The sequence below is a fragment of the Mesorhizobium sp. ISC15 genome (assembly GCF_037162615.1).
In the GTDB taxonomy this organism is placed as follows: Bacteria; Pseudomonadota; Alphaproteobacteria; order Rhizobiales; family Rhizobiaceae; genus Mesorhizobium; species Mesorhizobium mediterraneum.
In genome coordinates this window covers 6676870-6693110 of the sequence record NZ_JAVSPX010000001.1, presented here as the reverse complement: position 1 = coordinate 6693110, position 16241 = coordinate 6676870, and the positions used below count along the sequence as shown (strand labels likewise).

Sequence of the window (16241 nt, the reverse complement as noted above, 5' to 3'; positions counted from 1 at the left end):
CTCTTGGTCAGCGGCGACTATCCCGCGTTGACCTGGGTTCCTTTTTTGATCGCAGGCATGGCCATTGCGCGCTTTGACCTTCGCAAGCGCGCAATGCATTGGTGCCTTGGTCTAGCTGGCGTCGCGCTGGCCGTGTTAGGCTTTGGGGGATCCTCGCTCGCGCTGCATTTGCTGCCTGGTGTAAGCGCCGATGGCCGATTTGCAGGAACTTGGCCTGGCTCCCGACTTCTGGTGGCAGCACCTGCACGCTCTCAAAGCGAGTTGGCTATGGCTTGCCTCACCTCATAGCGACCCGACGTTCTGGATCCTTGGCAGCACCGGTTGCGCAATGTTCGTCTTGGCGGCTTGCTCGCTCGCTATGGAAGCGCTCCCGCTTGTGCGAAAGCTGGTCTCGCCAATAGTCGCGGTCGGCTCGATGCCTTTGACGGCCTATCTCCTGCACTTTCAGGGAATCTACCTGCTCGGAGAACCTCACTCGCTGTCCGCGCTCCTTGGCTTTATCGTGGTTGTAAGCGCTTTTGCGGTGCTTTGGCTGCGCTTCTTCCAGCGAGGACCGATGGAAGCGCTGGTGGGTAGGATCGCAAATCTGGCGGGTCACATCCCCTGAGCCCCACGTCGCCCCGACCTCCGGATCGCAGTGACGCTCGCCAAAGAAAGCGCCTGACCGAGGTCCGACATAGCTGATAACTACAATGTCGCGCTTCGTCGGTCTCATCCTGGGTGCCACCGCCGAGCCTTGCGACCATTGCCGTTCGCGCGGCTTTTGAGGACACGAAATCCGAGTACTCTGGCGGCGATGTGTTTGATTTCATCGCCATAAAGTCCCTTACTTTCCGTCCGAACGCAGACCTGTCGATCTCCACGATGGGAGGCTGTGAAACTAGCGAGTACGGCCGTGCCGACGCTGAAGACGAACTCGCATTGAGATCAGGCTGCGCCATGTGCGCAAGTGCTTGCCAAAGCCGTCGCTGTCCTTTGACCGCACCCGCGTCATTAGCTTGGCTGAGCTTGCGGATGAGCCACCGATCCGATCCGTACATGGCATTCGTTCCCTTCTTTGGCGGAAGTCTTTCGACATGAGTTTGACCTTATTAGATCGCTCTCGAGGAGAGGTACTCGAACGAGCTGACAGAGAGCTGAGGCGCCGTAAGTTCGTTCCGGCGGGCGACGCGCATTTTGCGTGCGCTTTTTCCCTCAGGGCCGTCGAATTCCTTGGTCTTCAGCACTCGCGGCACATCGCGGGTTGGAAAACTTTCGGGTGATGCAGGCGTGCTGTCGGGAATGCCGCCCTCTCAGCGACTACGCACGTTGATGGTGGCGGGTGGCCGGCCCGGCGTTTCTCGGGGCGGGATTTCCAATCGAGACTAGAACAAGTCGACGCTCCAAGAACGGCGCCCGGTCACCCATCAGCTGCCAAGCGCGATCCGAGCTCGCCCGGGATGCGTAACCTGACCAACTCCGCCCGGCCCGCTCCCTGTAGACTCAGCGCTGAGCTGAAGGCCCCCGTCAGGAGATCAGGTTTGCGCGTTTCGGGCCGAGTAGGAACACTGTGAGGGCGGCGAGGAACGTGGCACCCGCGCTGTAGGCAAGGACACTCGTGACGCCGGCATTTTTCACAAGCAGTCCGCCAAAAATCGCGCCGGCTGCGATGGCAACCTGGAACGTTGAGGTCATTAGCACACCGGCGCTTTCGGCCTGCTCGGGAACAGCGCGCAGCACCGTCCACGTCTGTAGCCCCACCGGTACCGCGCCGAAGGCAAAGCTCCATATGACAATCGCAATCGCCCAGGCCCAGGCCGATGGTCCCAGCATCAGCAACGAGATAGCGGCTATCGCCATGAGCAGGGATGGCAGGGCCGCGACTGCCTTGAGGCTGTGTGGGGCCAGGAATGCGCCGGCTAAATTGCCGAAGAAGCCGCCTATGCCAGAAACGAGCAACAGTAGCGAGATCATCTCGATATTCAACGCGGGAACCTTCTCGAGGAAGGCCCGGATATAGGTGAAGCTGGCGAAGTGCCCAGAAGCGACCAGGACTATGACTAAAAGGGCGACCTTGATGGTCGGCTTTTTGGCCACATCTAGCAGACTTCGGCATCCAGCCATTTCAACCGGAGGCAGCGTCGGCATCGTTACGAGTTGCACCAGCAGTGTAATGGCATTGATGACCGCAGTGATCATGAAGGGCGCTCGCCATCCCCAGATGTCGCCGACATAGGCGCCGATTGGAGGCGCGCATACGACAGCGACCGAAACGCCGGTGAGGATGATTGACATGGCGCGCGGCAGAAGGTGATTTGGAACGAGCCGCATCGCCAGCGATGCCGAAATCGACCAGAAGCCTCCGAGCGCAATGCCGAGCACGACACGTGCCGCCAGGAAGACCGGAAGCGACCACGCGACTTCCGCCAGAAGGTTGGACAGGATCTGAAGCAGCATCATCGCACACAGGACGATCCTGCGGTCCAGGCGCTTTGTGATGATGGCCATCGACGGCGCCGAGATCGCCGCAGCAATCGCCGTCGCTGTCATCGTCTGTCCAGCGGCGCCCTCTGTGATACCGAGATCATGCGCGAGCGGCGTCAGCACGCTGGCAGGCAGAAACTCTGCCGTCACCAGCCCGAAGGTGCCCAAGGCAAGTGAAATGACCGCACCCCATGCGGGACGAGACCGTTGATCCGGCTTTTCTGGGTCGTGCTGAACAGCACCCATGAAGCCTGTCGCGGATCCGGTCATGAATAAGCCCCGCCAGTTTGGGTGCCCTGCAACATGGGTTGGCTGCGTTGACCCGCGTTAAAGACAGAGGGGCCGCCGTTGCCGGCGGCGTTGCACGAAGGGAATGTTCATCGCTGCCCGACACGTTGTAATAGTGCGGCGTGCAACATTGGTGCCGGTTACTCCGAGCCGGATGAGGATGTCATCGTCGGAGGCATCCCATCAGGCTAATCCATCCGACTTCGCCGGTCGGTCTCGAACCAGGCACGCGCAAAGCAGCTACCGAGCACCGACGTCTGATGTACGGCGGCGGGAACAGGCAGGGTGTCCTCAAACGCCTCTGCGGCAAAGCGGCGGGAGGTCAGGGTCGCCCCACTCCCTCGTTCAGGTCACCCGCACCTTAGCCTGGGTCGTGTCGGCGAGAACCCGCTCCAGCCATTCCAATGCGACGCGCGCCCTCCAGGGCGGGATCGGCTCCGCAAAGTCGTTCGTTGATGAGGGCGCTATATTCAGCGTCCTACCGTGGAAGACGCCGCAAATCGATCGCTGGCCAGAGTAGTGTCGTGGATCCTTTGGAGCAGGGCTACTTCTCGCAAATGACCGGTGGCGTTGCTAAGGCGCTGGGGCTGCGAGGCACCGCGGCCGTAGCCGGAGCACACCAGCTCCGCGAGCCATTGCTCAACCCGAAATAGTGCCGACAGCGGATGTGAAGGGTAACCGACTCCTCAATTGGCGCCCATGCAAATAGCGGCACATTCTTTCGACGCCGTTCGGTGGCGGCCCGTGTTTAATCTACCGCTCAGATGGATACCAGCTGCTGCACGGACTGCAGGGCCGATTCCCCTGTAGCCGTTTCCCTACCAAGTCGCCTCGGCGCTGCCCCATTAGTCAGCCGTAGCGGCCTCGAGGATCGCTATCCGACGCTTTGTGTCGGGCATTGTCGGGTCCGCTACACGGCTTGTTCCGACAATCACCTATTCTGGCAGCAAGCACTTGTTAGAGCTCAAGCTAACTCGCGGAAGAGAAAAGACAAAAATTCTTGTTGGCTATCAATCGGTCAAGTTGGCACGGGTCTTGAGACCCTTCGGTGTGAGGCGGCAAGAGCTGCCCATCGGCATTCATGTCGCGGGCAGCCGTGACGGATGGAACGAAGGAAGGAAAGCTATAATGTCAGGTCTGCGTCAGATCGCCTTTTACGGCAAGGGCGGCATCGGCAAGTCCACCACCTCCCAAAATACGCTCGCCGCCCTTGTCGACCTCGGGCAGAGAATCCTCATCGTCGGCTGCGACCCCAAAGCCGACTCCACCCGCCTGATCCTGAACTCGAAGGCTCAGGATACGGTCCTGCATCTCGCGGCACAGGAAGGTTCGGTCGAAGACCTCGAGCTCCAGGACGTGCTCAAGGTTGGCTATAGAGGCATCAAATGCGTGGAATCCGGCGGCCCGGAGCCGGGTGTTGGCTGCGCCGGTCGCGGCGTTATCACCTCGATCAACTTCCTTGAGGAGAACGGCGCCTATGACGATGTCGACTATGTCTCCTACGACGTGCTCGGGGACGTGGTGTGCGGCGGTTTCGCGATGCCGATCCGCGAGGGCAAGGCGCAGGAAATCTACATCGTCATGTCCGGGGAGATGATGGCGCTCTATGCCGCCAACAACATCGCCAAGGGCATCCTGAAATATGCCCATTCGGGCGGCGTGCGGCTCGGCGGACTGATCTGCAACGAGCGTCAGACCGACCGTGAGCTCGACCTGGCCGAAGCACTGGCTTCCAGGCTCAATTCCAAGCTCATCCACTTCGTGCCGCGCGACAACATCGTCCAGCACGCCGAACTCAGAAAGATGTCAGTGATCCAATATGCGCCCGACTCCAAGCAGGCCGGCGAGTATCGCGCGCTGGCCGAAAAGATCCATGTCAATTCGGGCCAGGGCACCATCCCGACACCGATCACCATGGAGGAGCTCGAGGAAATGCTCCTCGACTTCGGCATCATGAAGACCGACGAGCAGATGCTTGCCGAGCTTCAGGCCAAGGAAGCGGCGAAGGCGGCCGCCCAGTAACGACGATATTGGGCGCTCCTTGAGCTGGCGCGCCTTGCAAAAAACGGCGCCTCGTCGGTGAGGCGTCACCAGACACCTTGAAAGGGGTCCCATGAGCCTGGAATACGAGAATGATGGTGCTCTCCATGCGAAGCTTATTGAGGATGTACTATCGCAATATCCCGACAAAGCGGCGAAGCGCCGCAAAAAGCATCTCAGCGTCGCAAAGAGCGGAGACGAGGCTGGCGAGGAAAGTGAAGTCATTTCCGAATGCGACGTCAAATCGAACATCAAGTCCATTCCTGGTGTGATGACCATACGCGGCTGCGCCTATGCCGGCTCAAAGGGCGTGGTTTGGGGCCCAGTCAAGGACATGGTCCATATCTCGCACGGGCCCGTCGGTTGCGGCCAATATTCCTGGTCACAGCGCCGCAACTACTACGTCGGCACAACGGGCATCGACACGTTCGGGACAATGCAGTTCACCTCCGATTTCCAGGAGAAGGACATTGTCTTCGGCGGCGACAAGAAACTGGAACAGATCATCGATGAGATCGAGGTACTGTTTCCGTTGAACAAGGGCATCACCGTGCAATCCGAATGCCCGATTGGTCTCATTGGCGATGACACCGAGGCAGTTTCTCGCAAAAAGGCCAAGGAGCACGAAAAGACTATCGTGCCAGTGCGCTGCGAGGGCTTCCGCGGCGTTTCGCAATCACTCGGCCACCACATCGCCAATGACTCGATCCGCGACTGGGTCTTCGACAAGAAGGACGTCGAGTTCGAGGCTGGTGCCTACGACGTGAACGTGATCGGCGACTACAATATTGGCGGCGACGCCTGGGCCTCGCGCATCTTGCTTGAGGAGATAGGATTGCGCGTGGTCGGCAACTGGTCGGGCGACGCCACACTCGCCGAGATCGAGCGCGCACCAAAGGCTAAGCTCAATCTCATCCACTGCTACCGGTCGATGAACTACATCTGCCGGCACATGGAGGAAAAGTATGGCGTCGCCTGGATGGAGTACAATTTCTTCGGACCGTCCCAGATCGAAGCTTCCCTCCGCAACATCGCCAAGCATTTCGGGCCGGAAATCGAGGAGAAGGCCGAGAAGGTCATCGCCAAGTACAGACCGCTTGTTGACGCGGTCATCTCCAAGTACCGACCGCGCCTCGAAGGCAACACCGTCATGCTCTACGTCGGCGGCCTGCGCCCCCGTCACGTCATCACAGCTTACGAGGACCTCGGCATGGTCATTGTCGGCACCGGCTACGAGTTCGCCCATAACGACGACTATCAGCGCACCGGCCATTACGTAAAGAACGGCACACTGATTTATGACGACGTTACCGGCTACGAGTTGGAGAAGTTCATCGAGGGAGTTCGCCCCAACCTCGTTGGCTCTGGCATCAAGGAAAAATACCCGGTGCAGAAGATGGGCATTCCGTTCCGCCAGATGCACTCCTGGGACTATTCGGGACCTTATCACGGCTATGACGGCTTTGCCATTTTCGCGCGCGACGTGGATCTTGCCATCAACAATCCGGTCTGGGGCCTCTACCAGGCGCCTTGGAAAGAAAGCCCGCCCCATGGGCAGGCGATAGCTGCCGAATAGACGCCCGTCCCCTGGCCTATTCTCCCCCCAGAGAGACGATGAACCCCCGCGGCTTGTGAGCCTCGGGAAACCGCAAACGTCTCGACGTACCTGAGCTGCCGTATGGCGCGGCCAGATGTAAAAGAGGTAACACCAATGCCGCAGTCGGCTGAAGAGATTCTCGACCACGCTCCCCTGTTCCGCGAGCCGGAATACAGGCAGATGCTTGCCGAGAAGAAGCTGAATTTCGAATGTCCGCACCCGGATCAGATCGTTACCGATCAAGGCGAATTCACCAAGACCTGGGAATACCGCGAAAAGAACCTCGCCCGAGAAGCGCTTGTGATAAATCCCGCCAAGGCCTGCCAGCCGCTCGGCGCGGTGTTCGCGGCCGCGGGCTTCGAGCGGACCATGTCCTTCGTCCACGGCAGCCAGGGCTGCGTAGCCTACTACCGCTCGCACCTGTCGCGCCATTTCAAGGAGCCTGCTTCGGCGGTTTCCTCCTCGATGACCGAGGACGCGGCGGTATTCGGCGGCCTGAAGAACCTGGTAGACGGGCTCGCCAACACCTACCAACTTTACGACCCGAAGATGATCGCAGTCTCGACGACTTGTATGGCGGAAGTCATCGGCGACGACCTGCACAGCTTCATCGAGAACGCCAAGGACGAAAATTCGGTCCCGCGCGATTTTGACGTGCCCTTTGCCCACACGCCCGCCTTCGTCGGTAGCCATGTCGATGGCTATGACGGCATGCTCAAAGGCATTCTGGAGCACTTCTGGAAAGGCCAGCAGCGCACGGAAGCCAAGGGAACCATCAACGTCATTCCGGGCTTCGACGGCTACTGCGTTGGCAACAACCGGGAACTCAAACGCCTGCTCGATGTGATGGGCGTGTCCTACACCTTCATCCAGGACGCGTCTGACCAGTTCGACACGCCATCGGACGGGGAATACCGCATGTATGACGGTGGCACGAAGATCGAAGAGGTGAAGGGAGCACTCGACGCCGAGGCGACGCTTTCACTGCAGCACTACAACACCCGAAAAACCCTGGACTACTGCCAGCAAGTCGGGCACGCCACGGCTTCGTTCCATTATCCGCTCGGCGTCCAGGCGACTGACGAATTCCTGATGAAGGTCTCGGCCCTTTCCGGGAAGGAAATCCCCGAGGGAATCCGCCTGGAGCGCGGCCGACTGGTTGATGCCATGGCGGACAGCCAGTCCTGGCTGCACGGGAAGAAATACGCGATCTACGGCGATCCGGATTTCGTGTACGCCATGGCCCGCTTCGTCATGGAAACCGGCGGCGAGCCGACACATTGCCTCGCCACCAACGGCACCTCGGCGTGGGAAGCCGAGTTGAAGGAACTGCTTGCATCGTCGCCCTTCGGCAAGGACGCTCAGGTCTGGCCGGGCAAGGACCTTTGGGCGATGCGGTCGCTGCTCTTCACCGAGCCAGTGGACCTGCTGATCGGCAATTCCTATGGCAAGTATCTGGAGCGCGACACCGGCACGCCGCTGATCCGGCTGACGTTTCCAATCTTCGACCGGCACCACCACCATCGCTTTGCGCTCATGGGCTACCAGGGCGGATTACGCGTGCTGACGACGATCCTCGACAAGATCTTCGACAAGCTCGATCGCGAGACGAGCCAGACGGGCGTGACGGACTATTCCTATGACCTCACCCGCTAGAAGACACCGCCGGCAATTCGCCCGGGCCCGTTCATTGCCGACTGGAGACTGACGCAATGACCTCGCTCAGTGCCAAGATCCAGGACGTTTTCGACGAGCCCGCCTGCGACAAGAACCGTGGCAAGGATGCCAAGGCGCGCAAGGAAGGCTGCGCACGGCCGCTGACGCCGGGAGCGGCAGCGGGCGGTTGTGCCTTTGACGGGGCCAAGATCGTGCTGCAGCCGATCACTGACGTTGCGCACCTGGTCCATGCGCCGCTCGCCTGCGAAGGCAATTCCTGGGACAACCGCGGTGCAGCTTCGTCTGGGCCGACCTTGTGGCGCACAAGCTTCACGACGGACCTTACCGAACTCGATGTGGTGATGGGGCAGGGTGAGCGGAAGCTCTTCAAGGCGATCCGCGAAATCAAGGAAACGTATGCGCCGCCGGCAGTGTTTGTCTATTCGACCTGCGTAACGGCCCTCATCGGCGAGGATATCGAGGCCGTCTGCAAACGCGCCGCCGAAAAATTTGGCTTGGCCGTGGTTCCGGTCAATGCGCCGGGACTGGCCGGCTCCAAGAACCTTGGCAACAAACTCGCCGCCGAGGCGTTGCTCGACCACGTCATCGGCACGGTGGAACCCGACGACACCGGGCCGTACGACATCAACGTCCTTGGAGAGTTCAACCTTTCCGGCGAATTCTGGCTGATAAAGCCGCTCCTTGATCGGCTCGGGATCCGGGTGCGCGCCTGCATTCCGGGGGACGCGCGCTATCTCGACGTTGCTTCCGCGCACCGCGCCCGGGCGGCTATGGTGGTGTGCTCGACGGCCCTCATTAATCTGGCCCGCAAGATGGACGAGCGCTGGGACATCCCTTTCTTTGAGGGCTCCTTCTACGGCATCTCGGACACGTCGCAAGCACTCCGAAGCATTGCTCAGCTGCTGGTGAGGAAGGGCGCCGATCCGGAGATCCTAGACCGCACAGAGACGCTGATCGTCGAGCAGGAGGCGGTGGCATGGAGAAAGCTCGAAGCCTACCGGCGGCGGCTGCAAGGCAAGCGCGTGCTGCTCAACACGGGCGGTGTGAAGTCCTGGTCGGTCGTCCATGCGCTGATGGAGATCGGCATGGAGATCGTGGGCACCTCGGTCAAGAAATCCACGGTCGAAGACAAGGAGCGGATCAAACAGATCCTAAAGGACGACAACCACATGTTCGAGCAGATGGCAGCGCGCGACCTTTACGCCATGCTCTCAGAAGGCAAGGCCGATATCTTGCTGTCGGGTGGGCGCACGCAATTCGTCGCGCTCAAGGCCAAGACGCCCTGGCTCGACATCAACCAGGAGCGCCAACACCCTTACGCCGGTTACGACGGCATGGTGGAACTTGTACGACAGATCGACCTCGCCATTCACAGCCCGATCTGGTGCCAGGTGCGCGAGCGGGCCCCGTGGGAGTGCCAGCCCGATGTGAAGGACGAATTGCCGAGCACCAAGAATGACACGGCGACCATGCGCGCTGTCCAGGAATTCGCCGGCGCGACGCGGACGATTTCGGCTGGTGTTGAGGAAATTCGATGACCCGCATCCTTTCCAAGAACAAATCAGCCTCGGTCAACCCACTGAAATCATCACAGCCGCTGGGTGCCGCCCTGGCCTTTCTCGGGGTCGAGGGCGCAATGCCGCTGCTCCACGGCAGCCAGGGCTGCACCAGCTTCGCGCTCGTGCTCTTAGTGCGGCATTTCAAGGAAACGATCCCCCTACAGACCACCGCGATGGATGAAGTGGCGACCATCCTCGGCGGGGCGGACAATCTGGAAGAGGCGATCATGAATCTCAAGACTCGCACGAAGCCAAAGCTGATCGGGGTCTGCACGACGGCCCTGGTGGAAACCCGTGGCGAGGATTCCGCAGGCGACATCGCCGACATCAGGCTGAAACGGGCGGAAGAACTCGCGGGTACTGAGATCGTGCTGGCCAACACGCCGGATTTCAGCGGCGCCCTCGAAGAGGGCTGGGCTACCGCTGTCACCGCGATGATCGAAGGCATTACACGGCCAGGCGAGCGGGCGCGGCAGTCAAAGACGATCGCGATCCTGCCCGGCTGGAATCTCACCGTGGCTGACGTCGAGCATTTGCGTGAGATGGTTGAAGGCTTTGGGCTGCAACCGGTGATTTTGCCGGACGTCTCAGGCTCGCTCGACGGCACTGTGCCCGATCACTGGGTGACGACTACCTATGGAGGGACGAGCGTCGAGGACATCCGCGAGCTCGGCGCGGTCGAGCACTGCATCGCCATCGGCGAGCATATGCGCCGCCCGGCCGAGGTTCTGCACAAGGTGACCGGCGTCCCTTACGTGCTCTTCGAGACGCTGACCGGATTGAAGAGCGCCGATCAGTTCTTTTCCCTGCTGTCAGGGATTTCTGGCGAGCCTGTGCCGACAGGCGTGTGCCGTCGACGGGCGCAATTGCAGGATGCGTTGCTCGACGGACATTTCCATTTCGGAGGCAAGAAAATTGCGGTCGCTGCTGAACCAGACCAACTCTATCAATTCGCAACCTTCTTCGTGGATATGGGGTCGGAAATCGCGGCGGCAGTCACGACGACCGATATGTCGCAAATTCTGCAAGAGGTACCGGCGGAGTCGATTCAGATCGGCGATCTCGGCGATTTGGAAGCGCTTGCCGGCGGCGCTGATCTTCTGGTCACGCATTCACATGGACGCCAAGCGTCGCAACGACTTGGCATTCCCCTCATGCGCGTCGGCTTCCCCGTCTTCGACCGGCTCGGCAGCCAGCACAAGCTCTCAATCCTCTATCAAGGGACCCGTGATCTGGTTTTCGAGGTTGCCAACATGTTCCAAGCCAACCGGCATGCGCCGACGCCTCAGGAACTTGATCCATTCCGCAAGCGCGAAACGCCGGGTGCTCCCCGTGCGTCGCCTCTCACTCGTCACTGACGAGGTTCATGGTCCGATGCGTAAACGACGAGCAGGCGCTTTGCGCGTGGCAATCGCAACCCAAGACATGAGGGAGCTCAACGCGCATTTCGGGTCGGCCAGGCGCTTTGTCATCTACGATGTGACGCGCGAGGAGTGGAAACTCGTGGAAGCCGTGGCCTTCGACGACGTTTCCGACGAAAGGGGGAAACATCGGACCGAGGGCGATGACCGTATCACACCGAAGGTGGAAGCGCTGAAGGGCTGCCACCTCCTGTTTTGCCTGGCGATCGGCGGACCTTCGGCAGCCAAGCTTGTTTCGGCAAAAATTCATCCGATCAAGGTGCGGCAGCCTCAGAGCATCCAAGAGGTGCTGTTGCGCACGCAGATGATGCTCAGGACGAGTCCTCCCCCCTGGTTGCGCAAGGTGCTGGCTGAGGCAGGCGTCGCGGAGAAGAAACGGTCCTTCGAGGACGAGTGACTGAAAGAGGAGAAGGCGAAATGTCTGGCCCTGCGGTTAGCCCTGCTGTCGCTGAGGACGAGGTGGCACTTGCCAACCCGTTCCTCAAATGCCTCGTACGGCTGATCCGTGCTCAGGATTCCTACGGGGCGTGGGAAGGCAAAGCGGACGCCGAGCTGCTGGCCGCCTTCATCATCACTAAGGAACAGCGCCGTGCAATCCCAATCATCGGCGATCCCGATCCGGACGTGCTGTGGAGACTTGATATGTTTTACACCGCCGTTGGGCTTGCGATCGAGGAGCGCTGCGGCCTGATGGCGTCGCCGATGATAGAGCTGAGCCATGAAGGCTTTGGGCGCGTGCTTTTCACGGCGGGGCGGTTGGTCGCTCTGTCGAAGACGCTGCGCGACGTCCACCGGTTCGGCTTCGAGACGCTCCGCAAGCTCGCCGAGGCCGGCACGAAACTGGTCGGCGACGCAATCGCAGCCATCGAAACCTATCCCGAGGTAGCGCGCGCGTGATGGGAGCAGGTGTCGAGCAAAGGGGCCATGACAGGTCTTGAGCGAGCGCGATAGCCAGCCCACGCAGGCCGAGGCGGGCCAGGCCGGTGATGGGGCTCTTGGGGTAGCGCTGATGAAGCCACTCGTCCTGATCTGCTCGCAAGATGCCGAGTTCTATCTGTTCCTCAGCCACATACTCGAGGTGGACGGCTTTGCCACTGAGCCGGCAGGCGGCGCTAAGGAAGCGCTTGCATTGGCCGACGAACGGGAATTCCGTGCCGTGGTGCTGGACTGCGGGCCAGCGAGCATAACCGGGTCCCCTATCTGCGCCCGGCTCAAGCGGCAGCCCCGGACCGGCGGGCTGCCCATTATTGCCCTGATCGCGCCCGGCGCCGAGAACCAGCACCTCGATCTCCTAAAGGCTGGCATTGACGAGAGCTTTGTGCGGCCGATCGCCCCGGCCAAGCTGCTCGACTGTCTACGGGCGAGACTGGCGCTGACGAAGCGGGGTGCAAATGGTCTTGAAAACGGCGGCTGGCTCACCTGCGGCGGCCTCGAGATGAAGCTCGACGCCCACCGGGTTCGCGGCAATGGCCACGACATCCACCTCGGACCCATCGAGTTCAACGTGCTGCGGCTTCTGATTGAAGCTCCCGGGAAGGTCTTTAGCCGGGACGAGCTTATCGGAGCGGCCTGGCCGGCCAACATCCATGTCGGTGCACGCACGGTCGATGTCCATATCAGCCGGATCAGAAAAGCCCTGAAGACAGCTTCGCCCGGCAGCGTCATTCGTACCGTCAGGTCGGCCGGCTATTCGCTCGAGAAGCCGGACGGCTGAACCAAGTGCCGGGTGTGGCGCCACTCCCTTTCCCTTGCGCTGTGAGCCGGTCTTGCGGCCTGAAACGCCCCTAAACGAATACTCAGAAGAAGCAGGCAAATGGGCTTTAAAAGCGTACTCTGTGTGACCGATGCTGACCATTCCGATCAGGACGTCAGAACTGCTGCCACCTTATGTGTCGAAGTCGGCGCGCACCTTTCCGTACTGATTACACCGCCTCAGATGCTCGTTATGTCACCTCTGCCGATTGGAGATTGTGTCCCCGAGTGGCCTGTAGGAAGTTCACAGGCAATTGCCAAATTGAACAATCGGTTTCGGCAAATCGACAGATTCACACAGGACGTGGCCAGACAGGAAAATCGCTCTCAGGATATCCAGAAACTGCTGAGGGCCATGTGCCTTTCCTATGACGTCGATACGGATTATTGCGATGCGACCCGCGTAGGTGAGGTTGTGCGACAGCGGGCGCTCTGCGCCGACCTGACAATTGTCGGCCCCGCACTTCTCAACGACAGTATTGTCGGACCTCTCGTCATCAACGGCAGCTTATTCGATACGGGAAAGCCGGTGCTTATTGTGCCGGACGGCGCTGAGCCGACGCTGTGGCCAAGGCGCGTCCTGGTCGGTTGGGATTCACGACTGGAGGCGAGCCGTGCGGTTCGGGAAGCTCTGGGTCTCCTTTGCGCTGCTCAGGAGGTTTGTGTCGCCCTGGTCGATCCGAAGGCGTACAACGCGAACGGCACGGAGCCTGGAGCCGACATCGCTGCCTATCTCACTCGGCACGGTGCTCGGGTGTCGATTGACCTACTGCCAAGTGCCGGCAAATCGGCTGCCACGGTACTTGCGCAGCACGCAATCGACACGTCTGCCGAAATGATAGTAATGGGCGCTTACGGCAGCCGTCGGCTGCGTGAGCGGCTGTTTGGCGGCGTCACGAGGTGGATTTTCGAGAAGCCCACATTGCCGCTGTTTTTGGCTCGCTGACTGGTTGCGGAGCCGCACCGATGCTGTTCGAGGGTACGGCGATGCCCGCATTCATACCGTGGATGCGCTCCATCGAAACAATCGATTTTACGGAGAATAACGTACATGAAAAAGCGTTGCTCGGGAGGCGACGCCCACCGGAAATCTCTCCAGTCATGCGCAAGGCGGAAGGTGGAACGGAGTCCTCCCAGTTCTTCTGATGCCCAAGGTACACCACTCAATTTAGTCGCTCACTTTCCTGGCGCATCCTGCAGCACCACGAGCCTGACGATTGTGCTTGCGACCGCGAGACGCATTCGGTCCGCAGCTTTGTCGAGGCTTGCCTTGCGGCGTGTCGGGAGGGAGATCGTCTGGAAGGGGGAAAGCATTGACGAGCTAGGCCGCTAACGCAGGAGTAACCATGCGCTGATCCGGATAGACAAGCGGTTATTTCAGTCCGACTGGACCTACCGATTGGCGACGCCTGCTAAGGCGGCCACCAAGCTCGGTTGGAAGCCAAAGAACACTTTCGATGAGCTCGTCAAATGGTCGAGGCCGATCGTCGGGCCTACAGAATCACGCTCGAATTAAAGTGAAATGATCTCGCTGGAGGGCAAACGCGTCTGGTCTCCGGCCACGCCGGCATGGTTGGGGTGCGCAGTGGTGCGCGGCTGTCCGGCGCGCCCGAGGCGAAGGCCCTACGGTGGACAGTCGTTATCGGACCTATTCCCGGTAGCGTTGAATTGCCAGCGCACTTTCGCGAGTGAGGTCTATGGAAAACAGACGCTATTGCCCCCCCATAGCGTCCGATGAGCAGGAAAGTATGGGGGATCGATGGTCTCGAAAAAGCTAATCGCCAATGCCGAATCAGCGGCTGCGTTTCTGGCGCTGATGGGCAACGAGAAACGACTGTTGATCATGAACTATCTTGCTGAGGGTGAAATGTCGGTCGGCGCTCTCGCCGAGAAGGTTCTGCTCAGCCAATCGGCCCTGTCACAGCATCTGGCCAAACTGCGGGCGCTCGATCTCGTCGAGACCCGGCGCGACCGGCAGATGAGATACTATTCCAGCAAATCCGATGCCGTACGCGAACTTCTCAACATGCTGGACGGAATTTTCGGCGAGGGGGAGCTATGGCAGATGGCATACCGCCCGCGTCGCTCCGGCACTTGACGGCCAGCGCATGTCGCCCAAAGCCTGCCCTTGGGCCTGACCCGAGGGAGCAAAGCGGTTTTGGGTAACGACATGCATGCAAGAACTGGCTGGGTCGCTAACGATTCTTAGTTTAAAACCGCGCAGCGACGACTGTCTGGTCCGGGCACAACGTTCCGACGTGGTTTCGTGGCTGCCCCAAGTCGGAGGCATCCCAGAACAATGTCACGATCGAGCCGCTTTTTCGCGGTTCAAATGTCCATCGTACCGGAGCGATCGGCGCGGTGTGGTGACCTCTCCGTTTCGGATACTCCGCAAACGCTTCCATTAAAGTCGCTTCGTGCCCGAGAGGCGCCGTCAATCATGAATCACAGAGGCCGCTATGCGATGGCAGTAAGGGACCCCCACTCCCACATCATCAAAGCCGGCAGTAGGGCGGGCGCGCCTTACCGTCATTTCGCGCGTGCTGGCGGCTTCAACGCAATCGCTGCTCGATCGGTTAAAGCCGCTTTCGGGTTCCACTGTGATCGACGCCGGCTGCGCGGGCGGAATGTAAGCATCGAGTTGGCGCCGGGGGCGGGACTAATGGCCGCGTCGTCGGCATTGACCTCGACGAAAGCAAGCTAGTGCTGGCGCGAAGATGCCGCTGCGCGAGGGATCGGCAGACGCGGACAAGCTCCATCCCTGGCCGGCAGACAAAGCCGCGCTGGTTTACGCCGCTTCGTGCTCACGCATCTTGCAGACCTGAGCGACTTCTCGAACGGGCATGGGACCGGCTCCTGCCAGGCGGTGCTATCGTTACTGAGGACATCGATTACGGCAGTCAGTTCTGCGATCCACCCGGCCCGGCTTCGACCGCTACGCCTGCTCTATGTCGAAGCAGCCCCTAGGCGCGGCCCCGATCCTTTCATCGGGCGCAGCCTTGGTGCCTCGGTCGCCCCCAACCCGGTGCAGACCTGAGCGCGGTGGCACACCCACAACTTTCCGCAATACCTGTCCAGGGCGCATCTTGCGATCTGCGAACTAGTTTAATGAGTGATCTTCCGCTTGGTACGGCGGCCAGACCCGAGAATGGTAGTTCCCGGGAGACTGGAGTTCCCATGCTCCATCTCAGTTCGCGCGCGGCGGGCTATTCCCAGCCGCGCCTCATAAGATAGAGTTTGGGCGGGGATCACTCCCCGCCCATTTCCTATGGCCAAGCGGGAAGATAAATCGCAGATCGACAAGTTCCGCGAGGCGGCGCGCGAACTGAAAACCGATCAATCGGACGACGCGGTGAACAAGATTGCCCATGCGCCGAAGCTCACGCACGAACAGATAGAAGAACTAGTGCGAAGGAAGCACCGAGACAAAAAAGGGTGACGGAT

The 16241-nt window shown here is 60.4% G+C and carries 14 protein-coding genes; 12 read left to right on the top strand and 2 right to left on the bottom strand.

Going from position 1 to position 16241, the window contains the following annotated elements; genetic code table 11:
• Positions 1–190: 190 nt before the first annotated feature.
• Positions 191–607 (top strand): DUF418 domain-containing protein, encoded by a 417-nt coding sequence (locus RPG13_RS32075; RefSeq protein WP_337126886.1) that lies wholly within the window; start codon positions 191–193, stop codon positions 605–607.
• Between the two features lie 899 nt (positions 608–1506).
• Here the strand turns inward: RPG13_RS32075 and RPG13_RS32070 are convergent.
• Positions 1507–2733: an MFS transporter gene (locus RPG13_RS32070; protein WP_337126885.1), complete on the bottom strand. Its 1227-nt coding sequence runs from the start codon at positions 2731–2733 to the stop codon at positions 1507–1509.
• A 57-nt stretch (positions 2734–2790) separates the two neighbouring features.
• The gene (locus RPG13_RS35045; RefSeq protein ID WP_127211488.1) at positions 2791–2913 is read right to left on the bottom strand and encodes a hypothetical protein; all 123 of its coding nucleotides are present in this window, start codon (positions 2911–2913) and stop codon (positions 2791–2793) included.
• 966 nt (positions 2914–3879) lie between these two features.
• Between RPG13_RS35045 and nifH the strand changes: the two genes are divergently transcribed.
• The 11 genes from nifH (at position 3880) to RPG13_RS32015 (ending at position 16236) form a co-directional block, all read left to right on the top strand.
• Positions 3880–4773 (top strand): nitrogenase iron protein, encoded by an 894-nt coding sequence (gene nifH, locus RPG13_RS32065; RefSeq protein ID WP_337126884.1) that lies wholly within the window; start codon positions 3880–3882, stop codon positions 4771–4773.
• A gap of 91 nt (positions 4774–4864) precedes the next feature.
• A complete protein-coding gene (nifD, locus tag RPG13_RS32060) occupies positions 4865–6367 on the top strand; it encodes a nitrogenase molybdenum-iron protein alpha chain (RefSeq protein WP_127211487.1) in 1503 nt (500 codons plus the stop codon).
• Positions 6368–6502: 135 nt separating this feature from the next.
• Positions 6503–8044, top strand: a complete 1542-nt coding sequence (gene nifK / locus RPG13_RS32055) for a nitrogenase molybdenum-iron protein subunit beta (protein ID WP_128176672.1) — start codon at positions 6503–6505, stop codon at positions 8042–8044.
• 56 nt (positions 8045–8100) lie between these two features.
• A complete protein-coding gene (nifE, locus tag RPG13_RS32050; protein ID WP_287064783.1) occupies positions 8101–9603 on the top strand; it encodes a nitrogenase iron-molybdenum cofactor biosynthesis protein NifE in 1503 nt (500 codons plus the stop codon).
• On the top strand, positions 9600–10982 hold the full coding sequence (gene nifN, locus RPG13_RS32045) for a nitrogenase iron-molybdenum cofactor biosynthesis protein NifN (protein WP_287230611.1): 1383 nt from the start codon (positions 9600–9602) through the stop codon (positions 10980–10982). The genes nifE and nifN overlap by 4 nt, the downstream gene beginning before the upstream one ends.
• Positions 10948–11442 carry a nitrogen fixation protein NifX gene (nifX, locus tag RPG13_RS32040; protein WP_287230687.1) on the top strand — a complete coding sequence of 165 codons (495 nt, stop codon included), beginning with the start codon at positions 10948–10950 and terminating at the stop codon, positions 11440–11442. The genes nifN and nifX overlap by 35 nt, the downstream gene beginning before the upstream one ends.
• Before the next feature lie 20 nt (positions 11443–11462).
• The gene (locus RPG13_RS32035; protein WP_128176666.1) at positions 11463–11942 is read left to right on the top strand and encodes a NifX-associated nitrogen fixation protein; all 480 of its coding nucleotides are present in this window, start codon (positions 11463–11465) and stop codon (positions 11940–11942) included.
• A 37-nt stretch (positions 11943–11979) separates the two neighbouring features.
• Positions 11980–12759, top strand: a complete 780-nt coding sequence (locus RPG13_RS32030) for a response regulator transcription factor (RefSeq protein WP_127209747.1) — start codon at positions 11980–11982, stop codon at positions 12757–12759.
• Positions 12760–12858: 99 nt separating this feature from the next.
• Positions 12859–13743, top strand: a complete 885-nt coding sequence (locus RPG13_RS32025) for a universal stress protein (RefSeq protein WP_337126883.1) — start codon at positions 12859–12861, stop codon at positions 13741–13743.
• Between the two features lie 813 nt (positions 13744–14556).
• Positions 14557–14895, top strand: a complete 339-nt coding sequence (locus RPG13_RS32020) for an ArsR/SmtB family transcription factor (protein ID WP_127209745.1) — start codon at positions 14557–14559, stop codon at positions 14893–14895.
• A 1170-nt stretch (positions 14896–16065) separates the two neighbouring features.
• Complete coding sequence (locus tag RPG13_RS32015; protein WP_287230616.1) at positions 16066–16236, top strand: hypothetical protein; 171 nt, start codon at positions 16066–16068, stop codon at positions 16234–16236.
• Positions 16237–16241 lie beyond the last annotated feature (5 nt).